This is a genomic window from Methylobacterium sp. Leaf456 (genome assembly GCF_001425465.1).
Classification (GTDB): domain Bacteria; phylum Pseudomonadota; class Alphaproteobacteria; order Rhizobiales; family Beijerinckiaceae; genus Methylobacterium.
This window is the reverse complement of sequence record NZ_LMQV01000005.1, coordinates 69198-86779: the sequence shown is the minus strand read 5'-3', so window position 1 is coordinate 86779 and position 17582 is coordinate 69198. Positions and strand designations below refer to the sequence as shown.

At 70.6% G+C, this 17582-nt stretch carries 15 protein-coding genes; 5 read left to right on the top strand and 10 right to left on the bottom strand.

Translation table 11 applies throughout. From position 1 onward, the window contains the following. Positions 1–43: 43 nt before the first annotated feature. Positions 44–403 (bottom strand): DUF2794 domain-containing protein, encoded by a 360-nt coding sequence (locus ASG52_RS06545; RefSeq protein ID WP_056240686.1) that lies wholly within the window; start codon positions 401–403, stop codon positions 44–46. 498 nt (positions 404–901) lie between these two features. Between ASG52_RS06545 and bluB the strand changes: the two genes are divergently transcribed. Together bluB and ASG52_RS06535 are read left to right on the top strand one after the other, a co-directional pair. Continuing rightward, positions 902–1561, top strand: a complete 660-nt coding sequence (bluB, locus tag ASG52_RS06540; protein WP_056240683.1) for a 5,6-dimethylbenzimidazole synthase — start codon at positions 902–904, stop codon at positions 1559–1561. A 176-nt stretch (positions 1562–1737) separates the two neighbouring features. Next, a complete protein-coding gene (locus tag ASG52_RS06535; RefSeq protein WP_056240682.1) occupies positions 1738–2253 on the top strand; it encodes a L,D-transpeptidase in 516 nt (171 codons plus the stop codon). A 48-nt stretch (positions 2254–2301) separates the two neighbouring features. On the opposite strand, the gene ASG52_RS06530 is transcribed toward ASG52_RS06535, so the two are convergent. After that, complete coding sequence (locus ASG52_RS06530) at positions 2302–2682, bottom strand: hypothetical protein (protein WP_056240859.1); 381 nt, start codon at positions 2680–2682, stop codon at positions 2302–2304. A 246-nt stretch (positions 2683–2928) separates the two neighbouring features. Continuing rightward, complete coding sequence (gene ndk, locus ASG52_RS06525) at positions 2929–3351, bottom strand: nucleoside-diphosphate kinase (protein WP_056240680.1); 423 nt, start codon at positions 3349–3351, stop codon at positions 2929–2931. A 313-nt stretch (positions 3352–3664) separates the two neighbouring features. Here ndk and ASG52_RS06520 point away from each other — a divergent pair, with 313 nt between their 5' ends. Beyond that, positions 3665–4198 carry a DUF2147 domain-containing protein gene (locus tag ASG52_RS06520; protein WP_056240678.1) on the top strand — a complete coding sequence of 178 codons (534 nt, stop codon included), beginning with the start codon at positions 3665–3667 and terminating at the stop codon, positions 4196–4198. Between the two features lie 532 nt (positions 4199–4730). Continuing rightward, positions 4731–6806, top strand: coding sequence for a carbohydrate porin (locus ASG52_RS06515; RefSeq protein WP_056240676.1), 2076 nt, complete (start codon positions 4731–4733; stop codon positions 6804–6806). Between the two features lie 273 nt (positions 6807–7079). On the opposite strand, the gene ASG52_RS06510 is transcribed toward ASG52_RS06515, so the two are convergent. The 4 genes from ASG52_RS06510 to ASG52_RS06495 form a co-directional block, all read right to left on the bottom strand. Further along, a complete protein-coding gene (locus ASG52_RS06510; RefSeq protein ID WP_056240673.1) occupies positions 7080–7691 on the bottom strand; it encodes a sarcosine oxidase subunit gamma in 612 nt (203 codons plus the stop codon). Then, positions 7684–10710: a sarcosine oxidase subunit alpha family protein gene (locus tag ASG52_RS06505; protein WP_056240672.1), complete on the bottom strand. Its 3027-nt coding sequence runs from the start codon at positions 10708–10710 to the stop codon at positions 7684–7686. The genes ASG52_RS06510 and ASG52_RS06505 overlap by 8 nt, the downstream gene beginning before the upstream one ends. Further along, on the bottom strand, positions 10703–11005 hold the full coding sequence (locus tag ASG52_RS06500) for a sarcosine oxidase subunit delta (RefSeq protein ID WP_056240670.1): 303 nt from the start codon (positions 11003–11005) through the stop codon (positions 10703–10705). Before ASG52_RS06500 ends, ASG52_RS06505 begins: the two co-directional genes overlap by 8 nt. A gap of 191 nt (positions 11006–11196) precedes the next feature. Further along, positions 11197–12447, bottom strand: a complete 1251-nt coding sequence (locus tag ASG52_RS06495; RefSeq protein WP_056240668.1) for a sarcosine oxidase subunit beta family protein — start codon at positions 12445–12447, stop codon at positions 11197–11199. Between the two features lie 273 nt (positions 12448–12720). Between ASG52_RS06495 and ASG52_RS06490 the strand changes: the two genes are divergently transcribed. Continuing rightward, entirely contained in the window at positions 12721–13692 is a 972-nt protein-coding gene (locus ASG52_RS06490; protein WP_056240665.1) for a GlxA family transcriptional regulator, read from the top strand. Positions 13693–13918: 226 nt separating this feature from the next. Here the strand turns inward: ASG52_RS06490 and ASG52_RS06485 are convergent, their stop codons facing one another. From ASG52_RS06485 to ASG52_RS06475, 3 genes are all read right to left on the bottom strand, one after another. Beyond that, positions 13919–15301, bottom strand: a complete 1383-nt coding sequence (locus ASG52_RS06485) for a class II 3-deoxy-7-phosphoheptulonate synthase (RefSeq protein ID WP_056240663.1) — start codon at positions 15299–15301, stop codon at positions 13919–13921. Positions 15302–15589: 288 nt separating this feature from the next. Continuing rightward, positions 15590–16354, bottom strand: coding sequence for a meso-2,3-butanediol dehydrogenase (budC, locus tag ASG52_RS06480; protein WP_056240660.1), 765 nt, complete (start codon positions 16352–16354; stop codon positions 15590–15592). A gap of 80 nt (positions 16355–16434) precedes the next feature. Continuing rightward, the gene (locus ASG52_RS06475; RefSeq protein WP_056240659.1) at positions 16435–17568 is read right to left on the bottom strand and encodes a helix-turn-helix transcriptional regulator; all 1134 of its coding nucleotides are present in this window, start codon (positions 17566–17568) and stop codon (positions 16435–16437) included. Between the last annotated feature and the right edge of the window lie 14 nt (positions 17569–17582).

The window sequence follows — 17582 nt, the reverse complement described above, 5'->3', positions numbered from 1 at the left end:
CCCCGCGCCCCGCCGAAGGGATGATCCCTTCGGAATCCCGGGATTACACCGCCTTCAGCGGGCCTTCGAGGACGCCGAGCACGCGGGCGAGGTCGTGGCCGCGCTTCATCACGAGGCCGCTCGCCGCGATCACCGCGTAGGCGCCCTGGCGGCGGGCGAGCTTCGGGTCCTTCTCGACGCGGTAGAGCGGCATCTCGGAGGCGCGGCGGTAGATCGAGAACACCGCTTTGTCGCGGCGGAAATCCAGCGCGTAGTCGCGCCACTCACCCTCGGCGACGCGGCGTCCGTAGAGGTTGAACAGGATCCGCAACTCGTCGCGCTGGAAGGCGACCTGCGGCGTGGCGTTCGATGGAAATGGGATTACCTGCGAATCCCGCGGCTCGGCGCTTGGCCCCTCGCTCATCGTCGCTCCCAGAGCATCGGTCTGACAAGGTGGGCACCGGCTTGTCAGACCGATGCGGCACGAAAATCGAGAGCATCGGCCCGGACGGGGCCGCCGGTTGGTCTCCCAAGGAATGATGGGCCGCCCGGTCGGTGCCGACAAGGTGCTTCGCCGGCCATGCAGGGCCGAACCGCGTCCTTCGCTCCGGCGCAACCAACATGACATCATCGTGTGCGCCGCCGCACCGTCGGATGCTGCGGCCACGGTCTTGCCGCGATCTCGCCTTGCCAAGGTCACCGCGACACGATCATGTGTGACCTGAAACCTCGTCGGCGCGTCCCCGGGGTGACGCCTGAAACCCGAGCTCCCCAGCCCTCGGGCGTCATTCCGGTCCCGGCTCGCCCGCACCCGGAGGTTTCGAGACCCAAGGACTTCAGGCGGCCTCTTCGGAGCGCCGCCCTTTTTTCGTCCCGAGCCCGGCCGTTGCCATTGATCCGCAACGGCGCCAGAAGCCGGACGATGCCCGATCCCTGCGAGAAAAACGGACCGCCCGTCTTCGACGCCGCCTTCCGGGCGCGGCTCGGCGACCTGTTCGCGTGGCGCCGCGACGTGCGCCGCTTCCGCGCCGACCCGGTGGACGAGAGCGCCCTGCGCACCTGCCTCGCGCTCGCGGCGCTCGCGCCCTCCGTGGGCAACAGCCAGCCCTGGCGCTTCGTGCGCGTCGCCGATCCCGCCCGCCGCGCTGCCGTGACGGCGGATTTCGAGCGCTGCAACGGGGCGGCCCGCGACGGCTACGCCGACGAGCGCCGCGCGCTCTATGCCAGCCTGAAGCTCGCCGGGCTCAAGGAAGCGCCCATCCACCTCGCGGTGTTCTGCGACGGCGCGACGGAGGCCGGCCACGGCCTGGGGCGCGCCACCATGCCGGAGATGCTGCGCTACTCGGCGGTCGCCGCCGTCCACGCGTTCTGGCTCGCCGCCCGCGCCCACGGGCTCGGCGTCGGCTGGGTCTCGATCCTCGAGCCCGCCCGCGTCACCCGCCTCTTGGACGTGCCGGAGGCCTGGGACCTCGTCGCCTATCTCTGCGTCGGCCATCCGCAGGAGGAGCACGCCGACCCGGAACTCGTCCGCCACGGCTGGCAGGCCCGCACCTCCGAGGCCGCGCGCCTCCACGAGCGCTGAGCGGGCGTTCCTTACTCCGACACTTAAAATGCGCGCGATCCCGCGAGCCGAGGATTCGGCGTGACTTCAGTCGGCGGTGCACGGCGACCCGAAACGCGTCCGCATAAAGCAATGCGGCAAGCCGGAACGGTCCAAGCTCTTCCGAGTTACGCTCAAGCTCGGAAAGGCGGTCTTCGATGTTCGGATCAGTCAAGTACAGGGCGGCCCTGGCGGGTGCGCTCGCGGCGGGGCTGTGCCTTGTCGGCTCTGCGCAGGCCCGTGAGGTCGTGCCCTTCGCCGAAGGGATGGGCCGCGGCAGCATCGTGGTGCGCACGTCCGAGCGCCGGCTTTACCTCGTCAACGGCGACGGCACGGCGATCCGCTACGCGGTCGCGGTCGGCAAGCCGGGCAAGCAGTGGAGCGGCGCCACCGAGATCGACGGCAAGTATTACCAGCCCGACTGGTCGCCGCCCCGCGAGGTGAAGCGCGACAAGCCCTGGCTGCCCAACCTCATCCGCGGCGGCTCGCCGGGCAACCCGATGGGCGTGGCGGCGATGACCCTGCGCGGCGGCGAATACGCCATCCACGGCACCAACCGCCCGAGTTCGATCGGCACCTTCGCGTCCTACGGCTGCATCCGCATGTACAACCACGACATCGCCGACCTGATCGAGCGCGTGTCGGTGGGGACGCAGGTCTACGTGGTGCGGTGAGAAGAGGACACGCTCCCGGTCGCTTGACGACCGGGAGCGTTGAAAAAATCAGACCGGACGCGGCAGCTTGCAGCTGTCGAGGGCGTTGAGCGCCTTGGCGGTCGCGGTGTCGTTGAAGTAGCCGGTGGCGCGGTAGGAGGCGACCTCGTCCTTATCCAGCGAAGCCAGCGTGCGGTCAGCGTAGCAGCCGCAAGGCGCGCTCAGCGTCGATTGCTCGACCTTCTGCAGGCGGGACTGGACGATCGCGCAGGCGTTGCGCACGCGGCCGGTCAGGTTGGACTTCGAGGCGGTCTTGAGCGTCGGATCGGGCGTGTAGCCTTCGAGCGCGGCGTACTGGCCGGGGCGGCCCGCGGTGTTGCAGGCGGCGAGCAGCGAAACGAGGCCGGCCGCGAGCACGAGGCGGCCGGTGCGCGGGAGCGGTGAGCGCATGGAAGCGGGATCCGTCATGACGGGAAATCGTCGGGACCCTGTTTCCGGCCAAGCTTGGCCACGGCGCTAGCGCAGCAGGGTCACACCGACTCGGAATGCGCCGCGCGCCGCACGATTGTCGCGCGGGTGAGTCCGCCGGGCGACGCCCGCCCGGCGAAGGATGCCGTTCCATCGGCCTCGAAGGAGTCGCGGCGGTAGCCGTCCTCCGAACCTCGTCGCATCCGTTGGGATGCGACGAGAGGCAGATTACGCCGCGATGTCGGCGTCCGTGAAGAACTGGGCGATCTCGGCCTTGGCGTTGTCCACGCTATCCGAGCCGTGCACGGTGTTCTCGCCGACGGACTCGGCGAACTGCTTGCGGATCGTGCCCTCGGAAGCCTGGGCCGGGTTCGTGGCGCCCATGACTTCGCGGTACTTGGCCACCGCGTTGTCGCCCTCGAGCACCTGCACCACGACCGGGCCCGAGGTCATGAACTCGACGAGCTCGCCGAAGAACGGGCGCTCCTTGTGGATCTCGTAGAACTTTTCCGCCTGCTCGCGGCTCATGCGGATGCGGCGCTGGCCGACGATGCGCAGGCCCGCGGCCTCGATCACGGCGTTGACCGCGCCGGTGAGGTTGCGGCGGGTGGCGTCGGGCTTGAGGATCGAGAAGGTGCGCTCGGTGGCCATGGGGTTCGTCCGGTGCTGAGGAGAGGGGATCGCGCGACGCGCGGGGCAGCCGGCGCGGGCGGCTTATAGCGGCGGGTTCGGCTGGCCTCAACCGAAGCGGCCCGAAGTGCCCGGACGAGCGCTCGAAACGCCCGATGGCGGGGAAAGCGGAGCCGTTTCCGGCTTCGCCATGGCTTCTGCGCAACACTGCCGAAAATTCGCCTGAATGCGGGGGCCTTCTGCCGGGCGAACGTTCCTCCCGTCCCTCTCGGCGGGACTGCCGATCTCCGTAAAGCCCCCGCCCCGTCACGGGGCACAGCCTCAGGAGCCTGCCATGCGTCTTTCCACCGGTCTTGCTGCCTCCGCCCTCACGGCCCTCCTGGCATCGACCGCCGCCGAGGCGGCCCCCAAGGATCTGTCCGGCACGTGGCTGACGGGCGACGGGCGCGCCAAGGTGCGGATCGACCGCTGCGGTCCGTCCGGCTCCAACGCCTGCGGCAAGGTGGTGTGGCTCAAGTCGCCGACGGACGACGCCGGCGCGCCGCGCGCCGACGCCAAGAACCCCGACCCGAAGAAGCGCGCCCGCCCGATCATCGGCCTGACGCTGCTCGACAACCTCAAGCCCGACGACGCGTCGTTCGCGGGCGAGATCTACAATGCCGACGAGGGCAAGATCTATCAGGTCAGCCTGGAGCGCGAGAGCGAGGCCGAGCTGAGCGTGCAGGGCTGCCTGCTCAAGGTGCTGTGCGGCTCGCAGACCTGGACCCGCGTGCCGGACGTGAACCAGCAGGCGGCGATCCAGCCGGAAGCCCCGAAGACCGCGCCGAAGCCGGCGGCCAAGCCCGCCGCCGCGAAGGCCGCCGAGTAGGGCCAGCTGCCGTAAAAAGCCCTCCGCCGTCATTCCGGGGCCGCGTAGCGGAACCCGGAATCCACGACTGGCCGCGACGCTGTGTAAAGCCGCGCATCACGGATGGATTCCGGGTTCGCTTCGCGCCCCGGAATGACGGCGATGGTGGTGAAGGGGCGGTGGGTCTTGAGGCGGCCTCGAGGCCGCCCGGCTCGAAACGAAAGCGGGCGCATCGTCGCCGATGCGCCCTTCAAGTCGGTTGCCTAACCTGATGGGGGTCAAGGCACCGCCTACCTACAGCAGAGCTTGACCGCGGCAAGGGGACGCGCTGCCGGTCGGCATCCCCTCCCACGCGATTTTGACCGATCTCCCCGACTTTCGCGAAACCGCTTCGTCGGCTGTCATCGTCCTGTCGGACGATGCGGTCTTACGTCTCCCCCGTGGCGCATCTGCAACCGTCCCCCGTCGAATGATGCGGAGGAGGCACGCCGCGGATTACGGCGGCGGGAGCATCTGATAGCTCGCCTGTGAAGCTTGCAGGGGAGGCTGCGGGGTGGGGACGAAGCGCGCGCTTGCATGCGGCACAGCCTGCCTCGCCGCCCTGTTCGGGCTCGGCGCGCGGGCCGCCGACCTCACCGTGGCGCCGGGCTTCATCGATTGGTCCGGCCCCTATCTCGGACTGCAAGGCAGCGCGGGGGCCTCCTTCGGCAATTACGATTTCGGCCCGACCACGGTCGGCGCGCGGCGACTGCCGGCCTTCGCCACGGGCGACGCCACCGGCAGCCGCGATCTCGGCGCCGACGCCACCACCGTGGCCGCGGGGGGCTTCGCCGGCTGGAACTGGCAGAGCGGCGCCTTCGTCTACGGCGTCGAGGCCGACCTCGTCGGCTCGAACCTCAAGCGGGGCGTGCGCTCGGATGCGCCGGGCTTCGGCTACGAGGGGCTGGACGCGCCCTTCGCCCTGATCCGCGAGAAGACCGACCTGTTCGGGGCCCTGCGCGGGCGCCTCGGCTACGCCTTCGGCAACAACCTGATCTACGCCACCGCCGGCCTGACCGGCGCCAACGGAAGGGTGCTCGCGACCTATCCCGACCTCACAGGCGGCCCGGTCGCGACGGCCTCGCGCGACGTGACCTATATCGGCTTCACGCTCGGGGCCGGCGTGCAGTTCGCGGTCCACCCGCATTGGTCGCTCGGGCTCGATTACCGCTATAGCGACCTCGGCGAGAGCCGCCGCTTCGATCTCGGCGTGCTGCCGGGGCCCGACGGCGGGCCGGTAACGACCCGCACCGCCTTCGTCTCCAACAAGATGATGGCCCGGCTGACGTGGCACCCGCAGGCGCTGGCGCTCCAGCCGGACGACGCGGAGGCGCCGCGGGACACCCGCTTCTCGCTGCACGGCCAGACCACCTTCGTGAACCAGGCCGTGGGGGGGTTTCGCGCGCCCTATCGCGGGCCGCAGAGCCTCGTGCCGGATCAGGCGCAGGCCACCACGACGGCGACCCTGTTCCTCGGCCTCAAGCTCGCGGAGGGGACCGAGCTCTACTACAACCCGGAATTCAGCCAGGGCTTCGGCCTGTCGCGCACGCTGGGCGTGGCCGGCTTCGTCAACGGCGAGGCGCAGAAGGCCGGCGCCCCGTTCCCGAAGCTGCGCTCGAACCGCTACTTCGTGCGCCAGACCTTCGGGCTCGGCGGCGAAACGGAAGAAGTGCCGGACGGGCCGAACTCGATCGCGGGCACCCGCGATGTCGAGCGCATCACCGTCATCGCCGGCAAGTTCGCGCTCGGCGACTTCTTCGACGGCAACATCTACGCCCACGATCCGCGCATCGACTTCATGAACTGGGGCCTGTGGGCCTCGGCCGCCTGGGACTTCCCGGCCAACCTCCCCGGATTCACGCAAGGGCTGATGGTCGAGTACAACCGGGCCGAGTTCGCGGTGCGGGCGGCCTATACCCAAGTGCCGAAGCAACCCTCCTCCGACGTGCTCGACCCGCGTGTCTTCGAGCGGGCCGGCACCAACATCGAGTTCGAGGGGCGCTACGCGCTCCCCATCATCGACCAGCCGGGCAAGCTGAGGCTCGGCTTCTTCTCCAACGTCGGCAACACCGCCGACTTCCGGCAGGTCGTGGCGCTGACCCAGGGCGGCAGCTTCGCCGACATCAACGAGGCGGTCGCCGCCAACCGCGCGCCGCGGCGCAAGAGCGGGGTCTACGTCAACCTCGAACAGGCGCTCACCCCCGATCTCGGCCTGTTCGCCCGCGCCAGCGCCAACGACGGGCGCTCCGAGAGCCTGTCCTTCACCGATGTCGACGGCGCGGTCTCCGGCGGCCTCTCGCTGAAGGGCGCAGCCTGGGGCCGCCCGCAGGACACGGTGGGCCTGGGGGCTTCGATGAATACGATCTCCCGCGCGCATCAGGCCTATTTCGCCAATGGCGGCCTCGGCCTGCTGATCGGCGACGGGCGCCTCAACTACAGCCCGGAGCGGGCCGTCGAGGTCTATTACGCGATGAACCTGACCAGGGGCGTCACCGTGTCACTGAACTACCAGCACGTCGAGAACCCGGCCTACAACCGCGACCGCGGCCCGGCGGATTTCTTCGGGACGCGGCTGCACACGGATTTCTGACGGGGCGCGCCTACCGTTTCCGGCTGCTCGCCTCGGTCGCCCGCGCACCCCCTCGCCCCGCTGTGCGGGGAGAGGGCTTCGGCGACCTTGTCGTCGCCGAAGCGAGGCGGCAGCCGAGGTGTGAGGGGGCTTGTCCGAAGGAGCCTCTTCCGTCGAAGCCCCCTCACCGCCGCTCCGGCCTCGCCTCCGCTTCCTGCACGGACGACGAGGTCCATGCAGGCCTCTCCCCGCGTGCGGGGAGAGGGGAATGCAGCGGCGCTCGAAGCGATCGACTCAGCCGCCCGCCCGCATCTCGCAGCCAAATTCGGCGGCAGCCTCCTCCAGCCAGGACCACAGGCTGCCGGCGAAACTCCGGGCGACGGCGATCTCGTAGGTCGGGCCATCGTCGCGCTGCCAGAGCTGCACCCCGATATGCGCCACCGAAGTCACCGCCGTGCGGCCGGGGCCGAAGCGGCGGGGATGCAGATCGACCGAGACGCCCTTCTCCAGCACGCGGCGGGCGTCCGGGCCGGAGAGCCGCAGCACCGCCCGTCCGTCGCTCTGGTCGGCGACCGCGGCGAGGGCGGTCACCGCCGCGCCGAGCCCGTCGAGATCGCCGCGGGCGGGGGCGAGCGCCAGCCACTGGCCGGGGCCGGACCAGATCAGGCCGGTCTCGCCGGAGAACAGCGCCGCGCCGGGCTCGGGCAGGGACAGACTGAGCCGGTCCCGGATCGCCGCGGCGAGCCGGTCCTCGGCGCCGTCCACCGCGGTGACGCTCATGAGCGCGAGCCCCTCGCGGGGGGTGACGGTCACGCCGGCCGGGCCCTCGCGCCGGCCGTGGCGGCCGGCCTGCGCATAGAGATCCCAGGCCCCGCGGGGCCGCCAGAGGGTCGCGTGCTCAGCCATGCATCCTCTCCCCCGCCGGGTCCACGAAGGCGGCGGCGCCGATTTCCACCTCGACATCGCCGCCGCGCACCGGATCGTAGGCGCGCACCCGCTCGCCGTGGCGCTCGTGGCCGCGGCGGATCAGGCCGAGGCCGATCCAGTGCTTCAGGCTCGGCGAGTAGGCCACCGAGGTCATGGTGCCCTCGTCCGCCGCCAAGCTCGGCTCGGCGCCAACGGCCAAAAAATGGGCGCCGGCCCGCAGGCGCTGGCTCGGATCGACCGGGCGGAAGCCCACGAGGATCGGGCGGTCCGGGTCGGTCAGCGCCGGGCGCTCCTTCATCAGGCGGCCGACATAGTCCTTCTTCTTGGCGAGCATCCCCCCGAGCGCGAGGTCGCGGGCGGTGGTCTGGCCGTTGATCTCGGCACCCGCCGCGTGGCCCTTCTCGATGCGCATCACCGAGAGCGCCTCGGCGCCGTAGGGGCAGATGCCGTAGGGCAGCCCCGCCTGCAGGATCGCCCGCCACGCCGCGTCGCCGTAGCCCGCCGGCACCGCGATCTCGTAGGCGAGTTCGCCCGAGAACGAGATGCGGAAGAGGCGGGCCGGGATGCCGCCGCCGACGGTGATCTCGGCCGCCCCCAGGAAGGGAAACGCCTCGTTCGAGAGGTCGAAGCCCGGATCGACGATGCGCCTCAGCACGTCGCGGGCGCGGGGGCCGGCCACGGCGTATTGCGCCCATTGCTCGCTCACCGAGACCATCTGCACGTCGAGGGCCGGCCAGAGCCACTGGCGGCAGAATTCGAGGTGCTGCATCACCCGCGCGGCGTTGGCCGTCGAGGCCGTCATGACGAAGTGGCTGTCCGCCAGCCGCGAGACGGTGCCGTCGTCCAGCACGAACCCGTCCTCGCGCAGGAGCAGGGCGTAGCGCGAGCGGCCCACCTTCAGGGTGCCGAACGGGTTGGCGCAGACCCGCTCGATGAAGGCGAGCGCGTCGCGGCCCTGGATGTCGATCTTGCCGAAGGTGCTGACGTCGCAGAGACCCACCTTGCCGCGCACGGTCTCGACCTCGCGCACCACGGTCTGGAGCCAATCGGTCTCGCCGGCCCGCGGGAAATAGGCCGGGCGCAGCCACAGGCCGGTCTCGAGGAATTGCGCGTTGTTCTCCAGGCACCATGCGTGGGACGGCACGTGGCGGGTGGCGCGGAACTCCTTGCCGCGGTGATGGCCGGCGAAGGCCCCGATGGCGACGGGGGTGAAGGGCGGGCGGAACACCGTGGTGCCGACCGCCGGGATTTTTTGGCCGGTCAGCTCGGCCATGATCGACAGGCCGGCGAGGTTCGAGGTCTTGCCCTGGTCGGTCGCCATGCCGAGGGTGGTGTAGCGCTTCAGCAGCTCGACCGCGCGGAAGCCCTCGCGGTGGGCGAGTTCCACGTCGGAAGCCGCCACGTCGTTCTGGAAGTCGACGAAGGCTTTTCCTTTGGGCTTGGCGACGCGCCAGAGCGGGGTGTGGGCGGTGGATTCCGGGTCGGTGCGCGGCGTGGCCGTCGCCGTCGCCCGGAAATCGCATGATTCCGCCGCCTCGGCGCCGAGGCGGGCGCCGCTTTCGAGCGCATCGGAGAGCGTCAGCCGGCCCGAGGCCGCGCCGGCCGCGACCATGCCGGTGGGCAGCTGGCCCGGCACGAAGCCGTGGATCGCCTCGTCCCAGACCGGGCGGCGCGACAGGTGCGAGTCGAGATGCACCACCGGGTTCCAGCCGTTGGCCATGGCGAGGGTATCACAGGCGATCCTCAGCGTGCTGCCGTAGGAATCGCGCACGTCGATTCCCGAAAGGGCGAGATGGCCCCGCGTGCCGATCACCTGCCCGCCGGCCACCACCTGGGCGCCCGCGGCCTCGGCCATGCGGCGCAGAGGCACCGGCACGTCCAAGCGGGAATCGACCACCGCCGCGACGCGGCCACCGGCGGCGGCGATGTCGGCCACCGTACGCCAGCCGTCGTCGCTCGACGTGAAGACGGCTGGCGCCTCGCCCGGCAGCACGCCGTAGCGGTTGAGATAGGTCCGCACCGCGCCGGCCAGCATCACGCCGGGCCGGTCGTTGCCGCCGAACACGTGCGGGCGCTCGATGGCGCCAGCGGCGAGCACGGCGCGCTTGGCCACGATCCGCCACAGCCGCTGGCGCGGCGCGTGGGGGGCCGGGACGGCAACGTGATCGGAGACCCGCTCGACCGCGCCGTAGGCGCCGTGATCGTAGACGCCGAACAGGGTGGTGCGGGACAGGAGCCGCACCTCGGGCAGGTTTTTCAATTCGGCGACAGCCTGTTCGACCCATTCGGGGCCGCTCACGCCGTCGATCTCGCGGCGCTCGGCCAGGAGCCGGCCGCCGAGGCAAAAGTCTTCGTCCACGAGGATGACGCGGGCGCCGGAGCGGCCGGCAGTGAGCGCCGCCGACAGGCCGGCGGGGCCGCCGCCGATGACGAGGACGTCGCAATGGGCGTGGGCGTGCTCGTAGGTGTCGGGATCGGGCGCGTCGGCGGCCCGGCCGAGGCCCGCCGCGCGGCGGATCATCGGCTCGTAGAGTTTCTCCCACAGGGAAGCCGGCCACATGAAGGTCTTGTAGTAGAAGCCCGCGGCGAAGATCGGCGAGAGCAGCGCGTTGACCGAGAGCGCATCCATGCTGAGCGACGGCCAGCGGTTCTGGCTCGTCGCCTCCAGGCCCTCGTAGAGCTCGGCCATGGTGGCGCGGGTGTTGGGTTCGCGCCGGCTTCCTGAGCGCAGCTCGACCAGGGCGTTGGGCTCCTCGGAGCCCGCCGAAAGGATGCCGCGGGGCCGATGATACTTGAACGAGCGCCCGACCAGCCGCACGCCGTTGACGAGCAGCGCCGAGGCGAGCGTGTCGCCGTGATAGCCGGTCAGCGTCCGCCCATCGAAGGTGAAGTCGCGGGCGCGGCGGCGGTCGATCAGGCCGCCGGTAGCGGTGCGGAATTTTTGGGACGGCCCCACCTCCCGGACGGGCGACGGGAAGTCCGGCGTGCGATCAAGCATGGGAGGCGCTCCCGGCGGGCGTGACGGCGCGGGCCTTGGCGATGTCGCGGGCGGGCGCGACCTCGCCGATGGCGTGGGTGCGGGTGTCGCGGGTCACGACGAGCCAGGCGCGGCAGCCGGCGCCGTGATACCAGAGCTCGCGGATCTCCCCGGCGCGGTTGTCGCGCAGATACACATAGTCGTGCATGGCCTCTGCCGAGGCCTCCATCCCGTCCGGGCGCACGGGCGCGGCGTCGCCGAGATAGCTGAACTCGCCGTTGTCGCGTTCGCCGCAATAGGGGCATCGGATGCGCATGGCTCTTCGTCCGTCCTCGTTGGCGTTGCCGGGATCGATCCCACCCTCGCCCTCATCCTGAGGTGCTCAGCCTTCGGCTGAGCCTCGAAGGAGGGCTCCAGGGATCGCAGTGCCTTCCGGAGCCCTCCTTCGAGGGCGACGCTTTCGCGCCGCCACCTCAGGATGAGGGGGTTTGGATGGGAGGCAAAAAATCAGTGCAGGTTGGGCTGGGCGCCCATGCCCTTCTCGTCGATGACGTGGCCGGTCGCGAAGCGGTCGAGGCGGAAGGCGGCGCTGTCGGGGTGGGGCTCGTCGCGGGCGATGGTGTGGGCGAAGCAGAAGCCCGCCGCCGGCGTCGCCTTGAAGCCGCCGTAGCACCAGCCGGCGTTGAGATAGAGGCCGCCGATGTCGGTGCGGTCGATGATGGGCGAGCCGTCCATCGACATGTCCATGATGCCGCCCCAGTGGCGCAGGAGCCGCAGGCGGCCGAGGCCCGGCCACAGCGCCATGCCGCCCTCCATCACGTCCTCGATGGTGTGCAGGTTGCCGCGGCTCGCATACGAGTTGTAGCCGTCGATGTCGCCGCCGAAGACGAGGCCGCCCTTGTCCGACTGGCTGACGTAGAAATGGCCGGCCCCGAAGGTCATCACGCAGTCGATCAACGGCTTCACGCCCTCGCTGACGAAGGCCTGGAGCACGTGGCTCTCGATCGGCAGCCGCATGTCGACCATCGACGCCAGCAGCGAGGACGAGCCGGCGACGGAGAGGCCGACCTTCTTGGCGCCGATGAAGCCGCGGCTGGTCTCGACGCCGGTGACGCGCCCGTTCTCGCGGCGGATGCCGGTCACCGCGCAGTTCTGGACGATGTCGACGCCGCGGTCGCTCGCCGCGCGGGCATAGCCCCAGGCGACCGCATCGTGGCGCACGGTGCCGCCGCGGCGCTGGAGCAGGCCGCCCTTCACGGGAAAGCGGGCGTTGTCGAAATCGATGAACTGGACCATCGCCCGCACGCCCTCGCGGTCGAGCAGTTCGGAATCGATGCCGGCCATCCGCATGGCGTTGCCGCGCCGGGCGTAAGAATCGCGCTGGGCGTCGGTATGGTAGAGGTTCAACACGCCGCGCTGGCTGACCATGGCGTTGTAGTTGATGTCCTGCTCCAGGCCCTCCCAGAGCTTCATCGATTGCTCGTAGAACGGGATGTTGCCCGGCAAGCCGTAGTTCGAGCGCACGATGGTGGTGTTGCGGCCGACGTTCCCTGAGCCGATGTGGCTCTTCTCCAGCACGGCGACGTTGGTGAGGCCGTGCTCCTTGGCGAGGTAATAGGCGGTGGCCAGCCCGTGCCCGCCGCCGCCGACGATGATCACGTCGTATTCGGCCTTCGGCGCCGCGTCGCGCCATTGCGGCGTCCAGTCCCGCTGGCCGCGGAGCGCCTGCCCGAGGACGCTGAAGAGGGAATAGCGCATCGCGTTCGTCCACTCGGATCGCCGGTCGCAACGGGGTGATCCCATCCAATCCCCTCATCCTGAGGTGCTGAGCGTCAGCTCAGCCTCGAAGGAGGGCTCCAGGGATCGCGAGCGAACTGGAGCCCTCCTTCGAGGCCGCTTACGCGGCACCTCAGGATGAGGGGGGGGTGGGATCGAGGAAACCCACCGCCCCTCGGCACGAAGCGATCAATACGCTCTCTTAGACATCACTCCCTTGCAAATCACGACGCCTTTCCGGCAGATCGCGGCAGAATGTGCCCCGCTCTCCTTCCCGACCCCGAACCGACGGTCGTCGGCTTCGTGCTGGTGCCGGACTTCGCGCTGATGACCTATGCGGCGGCGGTCGAGCCGCTGCGGGCCGCCAACGCCCTGTCGGGGCGCATCCTGTATCGCTGGTGGCACGCGGCCCCCACTGACGCGCCGGTCGCCGCCTCGAACGGCTTGAGCATCGCACCCGATGTCGCGGTCGGCGCCGAGCCGCCGGGGGCGGATTGGGTCATCGTCTGTGCGGGCGGCAACCCGTCGGACTTCGACGATTCCCACCTGTTCGCGTGGCTGCGCCGACTGGCGCTGCGGCCCGGCACGGTGATCGGCGGGCTCTCCGGCGGGCCCTACCTGCTGGCGCGGGCGGGCCTCCTCGACGGGCGGCGCTGCACGCTGCACTGGGAGCACATCCCGGCCTTCCGCGAGCGGTTTCCCCACGTCGAGGTGGTGCGCGCGCTCTACGAGGTCGGGGCCGACCGTATGACCTGCTCGGGCGGCATCGCCGCCCTCGACATGATGCTCGACCGGATCGGCCGCGACCACGGCCCCGGGCTGGCCGCAGGCGTCGCCGACTGGTTCCTGCACAACCAGATCCGGGAAGGACTCAGCCCGCAGCGGATGGCTTTGCGCCAGCGCTTCGACCTGCGCGACCCGCGGCTGCTGCGGGTGCTCGCCGCCATGGAGGAGAACCTGGAGGTTCCGCTGACCCGCGAGGCTTTGGCCGAGATTGCGCGGATCGGCGTGCGCCAGTTGGAGCGGCTGTTCCGCGAGCGGCTCGGGACGAGCCTGCACCGGCATTATCTGGGCCTGCGCCTCGATCAAGCGCACCGGCTCAGACGCGAGACCGCGATGCCGGCCGCCGAGATCGCGGCGGCGACGGGGTTTCTCAATTCCGAGGAGTTGGCGCGGGCCGAGCGAAGACGGCAGCGCGAGAGCCGAACAGCAACGGATGCGGTTTAGGCCTTACCCGCCCGCGCATCCCCTCGCCCCGCCGTGCGGGGAGAGGGCTCTGCCGACCTTGTCGTCGGCAGAGCGAGGCGGCAGCCGAAGGTGAGGGGGCGGTGCAGGAGGAGCCTCTTCCGGACCGGCCCCCTCACCTTCGCTACCGCTTGTCGCGCCGACGACAGGGTCGTCGCGACCCTCTCCCCGCGTGCGGGGAGAGGGGAAGCTACTCCTTCAAGGCCGATTATTCCGCCGCGTCGAGGCGCGGGTGCTCGATCTCGGCGCGCTCGCGCTTGACCAGTTCGGCCGTGAGGAACGCCACTTCCAGCGCCTGCTCCGCGTTGAGGCGCGGGTCGCAGTAGGTGTGGTAGCGGTCCTGCAGGTCGTCGGCCGTGAGCGCGCGAGCGCCGCCCGTGCACTCGGTCACGTCCTTGCCGGTCATCTCGAGGTGGATGCCGCCGGCGATGGTGCCTTCCGCGCGGTGGACGCCGAAGAAGCCCTCGATCTCCTGCATCACCCGCTCGAACGGACGCGTCTTGTAGCGGCCCGCCGCGATGGTGTTGCCGTGCATCGGATCGCACACCCACACCACCGAGCGGCCCTCGCGCTCGACCGCGCGGATCAGGGCCGGCAGGTGGTCGCCCACCTTGTCGGCGCCGAAGCGGCAGATCAGCGAAAGGCGACCGGCCTCGTTCTCCGTGTTGAGGAGATCGATCAGGCGGATCAGCCCCTCGGGCGTCGTGCTCGGTCCGCATTTGAGGCCGATCGGGTTCCGGATGCCGCGGGCGTATTCGACGTGGGCGTGGTCCGGCTGGCGGGTGCGGTCGCCGATCCAGAGCATGTGGCCGGACGTGGCGTACCAGTCGCCGCTCGTCGAATCGACGCGGGTCAGCGCCTCCTCGTAGCCGAGCAGCAAGGCCTCGTGGCTGGTGTAGAAGTCGGTGGTGCGCACCTCCTGGTGCGTCTCCGGGTTGATGCCGATGGCGCGCATGAAGTCGAGCGCGTCCGACATCCGCTCGGCCACGTCCCGGTAGCGCGAGGACTGGGGGCTGTCCTTGACGAAGCCCAGCATCCAGCGATGCGCGTTCTCGAGGTTGGCGTAGCCGCCGGTCGCGAAGGCGCGCAGAAGGTTCAGCGTCGCCGCCGACTGCCGGTACGCTTCCAACTGGCGCCGCGGATCGGGGATGCGGGCCTCCTCCGTGAAGGTGAGGCCGTTGATGATGTCGCCGCGGTAGCTCGGCAGCGCCACGCCCTCCAGCGTCTCGGTCGGCGAGGAGCGCGGCTTGGCGAACTGGCCGGCGATGCGGCCGACCTTCACCACGGGCGAGCCGCCGGCGAAGGTGAGCACCATCGCCATCTGCAGGAACACGCGGAAGAAGTCGCGGATGTTGTCGGCCGAATGCTCGTCGAAGCTCTCGGCGCAGTCGCCGCCCTGCAGCAGGAAGGCCTGACCCGTCGAGACGCGCGCCAAAGCCGCCTTCAGCTTGCGGGCCTCGCCGGCAAACACGAGCGGGGGAAAACTCGCGAGCTGGGTCTCCACCGCCTGGAGCGCGGACGCGTCCGGATAGGACGGCACCTGCTGGATCGGCAGGGTGCGCCAGGTCTTGGGGGTCCACCGCTCGGTCATGACACTCTCTCCGCTCACCTCGACAAGGTGAAGCGCGCGGGCCCTCCCGCCTCGCGCGAAGCGCGGCTTATAGAGTGGTTTTTCGGACGTGGCGAGTTGGTAGCGGGGCCTGCATCTTTCTTGAGATCCGGTTAGCGCTCGCCACGTTTCCAACCCGCGACCGTCATTCCGGGGCGCCGATAAGCGAACCCGGAATCCACGACCGGCCGCGACGGTGCGAAGGGCGTCGCATCACGGGTGGATTCCGGGTTCCGCTGCGCGGCCCCGGAATGACCGCGAGGAGGATTATCAGCTCAACGCCGGCTGGCCGTTCGAGGCCGAGAGGCCGCCGTCGACGGGGAGGTTCACGCCGGTGACGAAGTGGGCGTCCTCGCTCGCCAGGAAGGCGATGACGCCGGTGATGTCCTCGGGCTTCGCGCCCCGGCCCATCGGGATGCGCTCCTCGAACTTGGCGACGAGGTCGGGCTGGTCCTGCATGCCGGCGGTGAAGGGCGTGTAGACGAGCGACGGGTTCACTGCGTTCACCCGTACCCCGGCCTTCGCCTCGTCCAGCGCCACCGCGCGGGTGAAGTTCGTGACCGCGCCCTTGGCGGCGCAGTAGAAGCTGTGGTTCCAGTCGCCGCCGAGCCCCGAGACCGATGAGACGTTGACGATGCAGCCACGGCTCTCCCGCAGGTGCGGCAGGGCGAAGCGGGTCATGTAGAACACGCCGTAGAGGTCGGTCTCGACCACCACCGAGAAGTCTTTGAGGTCGCCCTCGTCGACCCGGCCGAGATGGTCCTTGCCGGCATTGTTCACCAGCACGTCGAGCCGCCCGAATTTTTGGATGGCCGACTCGATCGTCTCCTTGCACCGGTCGGCGTTCGAGAGGTCGGCGGCGTGGGTCAGAACCTCCTCGGCGCCGAGTCCGTCGGCCACCTTGCGCAGGCCCTCCTCGTTGAGGTCGGCCAGAACCAGTCGGGCGCCTTCTTCAGCGAAGCGGCGGGCGGTGGCCTCGCCGATGCCGGACGCCGCGCCCGTGACGAGCACGACCTTGTTAGAGAAGCGAGCCATGAGGGGGTCCTGCTGACGTTCGTCGGAGCCGGCTCAACCGCCTCTGACAAGGCGGGTTCCGGCCCTGCGACCGCGCGGCGCTACCCGTTCAGCGCCGTCCCGGTGAGCAGCCCGACGAGCTCGGCCTGCCGCGACACGCCGGTCTTCTGGAAGACGCGCTTGAGCACGGATCGGGCGGTGCTCGGGGTGATGCCGAGCTTGGCCGCCGCAGGGATCGGGGCGTCGCCCGCGGCGATCAGGGCGGCCAGGCGCGATTCCGCGGGCGTCAGGTCGAACAGGCCCTGCACCACGTCGGCGCTCGGCACGTCGCGGGCGACGACGGGGGTGGCGATCAGCACCGCGCGGGCGCGGGCGAACACGTCGTGGGCCGCGCCCCGCACCGGCACGAGATGGAGGATCACCGGCGGGCGCTCCCCGTGGGCGGGAATCGGGATCGAGCGCACCGGCAGCGGCCCGGCCTGCGCGGGCCCGCCGACCGCCTCGCGCAGGAGCCGGTCGGCGGCCGGATCGACGACGGCGAGGCGCGAGGGCTGGTCGCTCAGGGTATGGGGCATCAGCGCGGTCAGCCCGGCATTGGCCGCGAGCAGGCGGCCGCCGGAGCCGAGCACGGCCGCGGGCAGGCCGAGCAGTTCCAGGGTGCGGGTGGTGGTGGCGATCCGCTCCATCTCGAGGCGCGCCGAGAGCAGGGCCGCGCGGGCGAGGTGCGGGCGCAAGGTATCGAGGACCGCGAGCGTCTCCAGGCCGAAGGGCCCTTCGGCGTGCGGGCGCTCGCAATGGACGATGACGCTGTCGCCGCTCGGCACCATCACGGCGGTGGCCGTGCCCGAGCCGTAGCCGCGCGGGATCAGGAAGTCCCGATAGAGCGGATCGGTGTCGATCTCCTCCTGCGAGACCACGTCGAGATCCGAGAGGAAGCCCGGATGGCGCATCTCCAGGAGGCGCCGGGTGCGGATGTTGTCGGGGAAGCGCGCGGTATGGGCCAGCACCAGCGCGTCGAATTCGGGCGAGGTCGTTACCCAGTCGCGAAAGCGCGTGCCGGTCGAGACGATCATCACCGCCTGCGGCGCGCCCGCGAGGCTGGCGAGGTCGATCAGCACCGCCCGCCACAGCTCGGGCACCGCCGCCGCCTCGTAGATCCGTTCGATCAGGGCGAGCGAGGCCGCGGACGGCGCGGCGGGCTCGACCCTGAGGAACGGGGGCTGCGGGGCGTTCATGGCGGCGCGGCCCG

Bases quoted from the DNA above. Each gene is read 5' to 3' on its own strand.
- ASG52_RS06545 (WP_056240686.1), bottom strand. From the start codon at position 403: ATGAGCGAGGGGCCAAGCGCCGAGCCGCGGGATTCGCAGGTAATCCCA.
- bluB (WP_056240683.1), top strand. From the start codon at position 902: ATGCCCGATCCCTGCGAGAAAAACGGACCGCCCGTCTTCGACGCCGCC.
- ASG52_RS06535 (WP_056240682.1), top strand. From the start codon at position 1,738: ATGTTCGGATCAGTCAAGTACAGGGCGGCCCTGGCGGGTGCGCTCGCG.
- ASG52_RS06530 (WP_056240859.1), bottom strand. From the start codon at position 2,682: ATGCGCTCACCGCTCCCGCGCACCGGCCGCCTCGTGCTCGCGGCCGGC.
- ndk (WP_056240680.1), bottom strand. From the start codon at position 3,351: ATGGCCACCGAGCGCACCTTCTCGATCCTCAAGCCCGACGCCACCCGC.
- ASG52_RS06520 (WP_056240678.1), top strand. From the start codon at position 3,665: ATGCGTCTTTCCACCGGTCTTGCTGCCTCCGCCCTCACGGCCCTCCTG.
- ASG52_RS06510 (WP_056240673.1), bottom strand. From the start codon at position 7,691: ATGGCTGAGCACGCGACCCTCTGGCGGCCCCGCGGGGCCTGGGATCTC.
- ASG52_RS06505 (WP_056240672.1), bottom strand. From the start codon at position 10,710: ATGCTTGATCGCACGCCGGACTTCCCGTCGCCCGTCCGGGAGGTGGGG.
- ASG52_RS06500 (WP_056240670.1), bottom strand. From the start codon at position 11,005: ATGCGCATCCGATGCCCCTATTGCGGCGAACGCGACAACGGCGAGTTC.
- ASG52_RS06495 (WP_056240668.1), bottom strand. From the start codon at position 12,447: ATGCGCTATTCCCTCTTCAGCGTCCTCGGGCAGGCGCTCCGCGGCCAG.
- ASG52_RS06490 (WP_056240665.1), top strand. From the start codon at position 12,721: ATGTGCCCCGCTCTCCTTCCCGACCCCGAACCGACGGTCGTCGGCTTC.
- ASG52_RS06485 (WP_056240663.1), bottom strand. From the start codon at position 15,301: ATGACCGAGCGGTGGACCCCCAAGACCTGGCGCACCCTGCCGATCCAG.
- budC (WP_056240660.1), bottom strand. From the start codon at position 16,354: ATGGCTCGCTTCTCTAACAAGGTCGTGCTCGTCACGGGCGCGGCGTCC.
- ASG52_RS06475 (WP_056240659.1), bottom strand. From the start codon at position 17,568: ATGAACGCCCCGCAGCCCCCGTTCCTCAGGGTCGAGCCCGCCGCGCCG.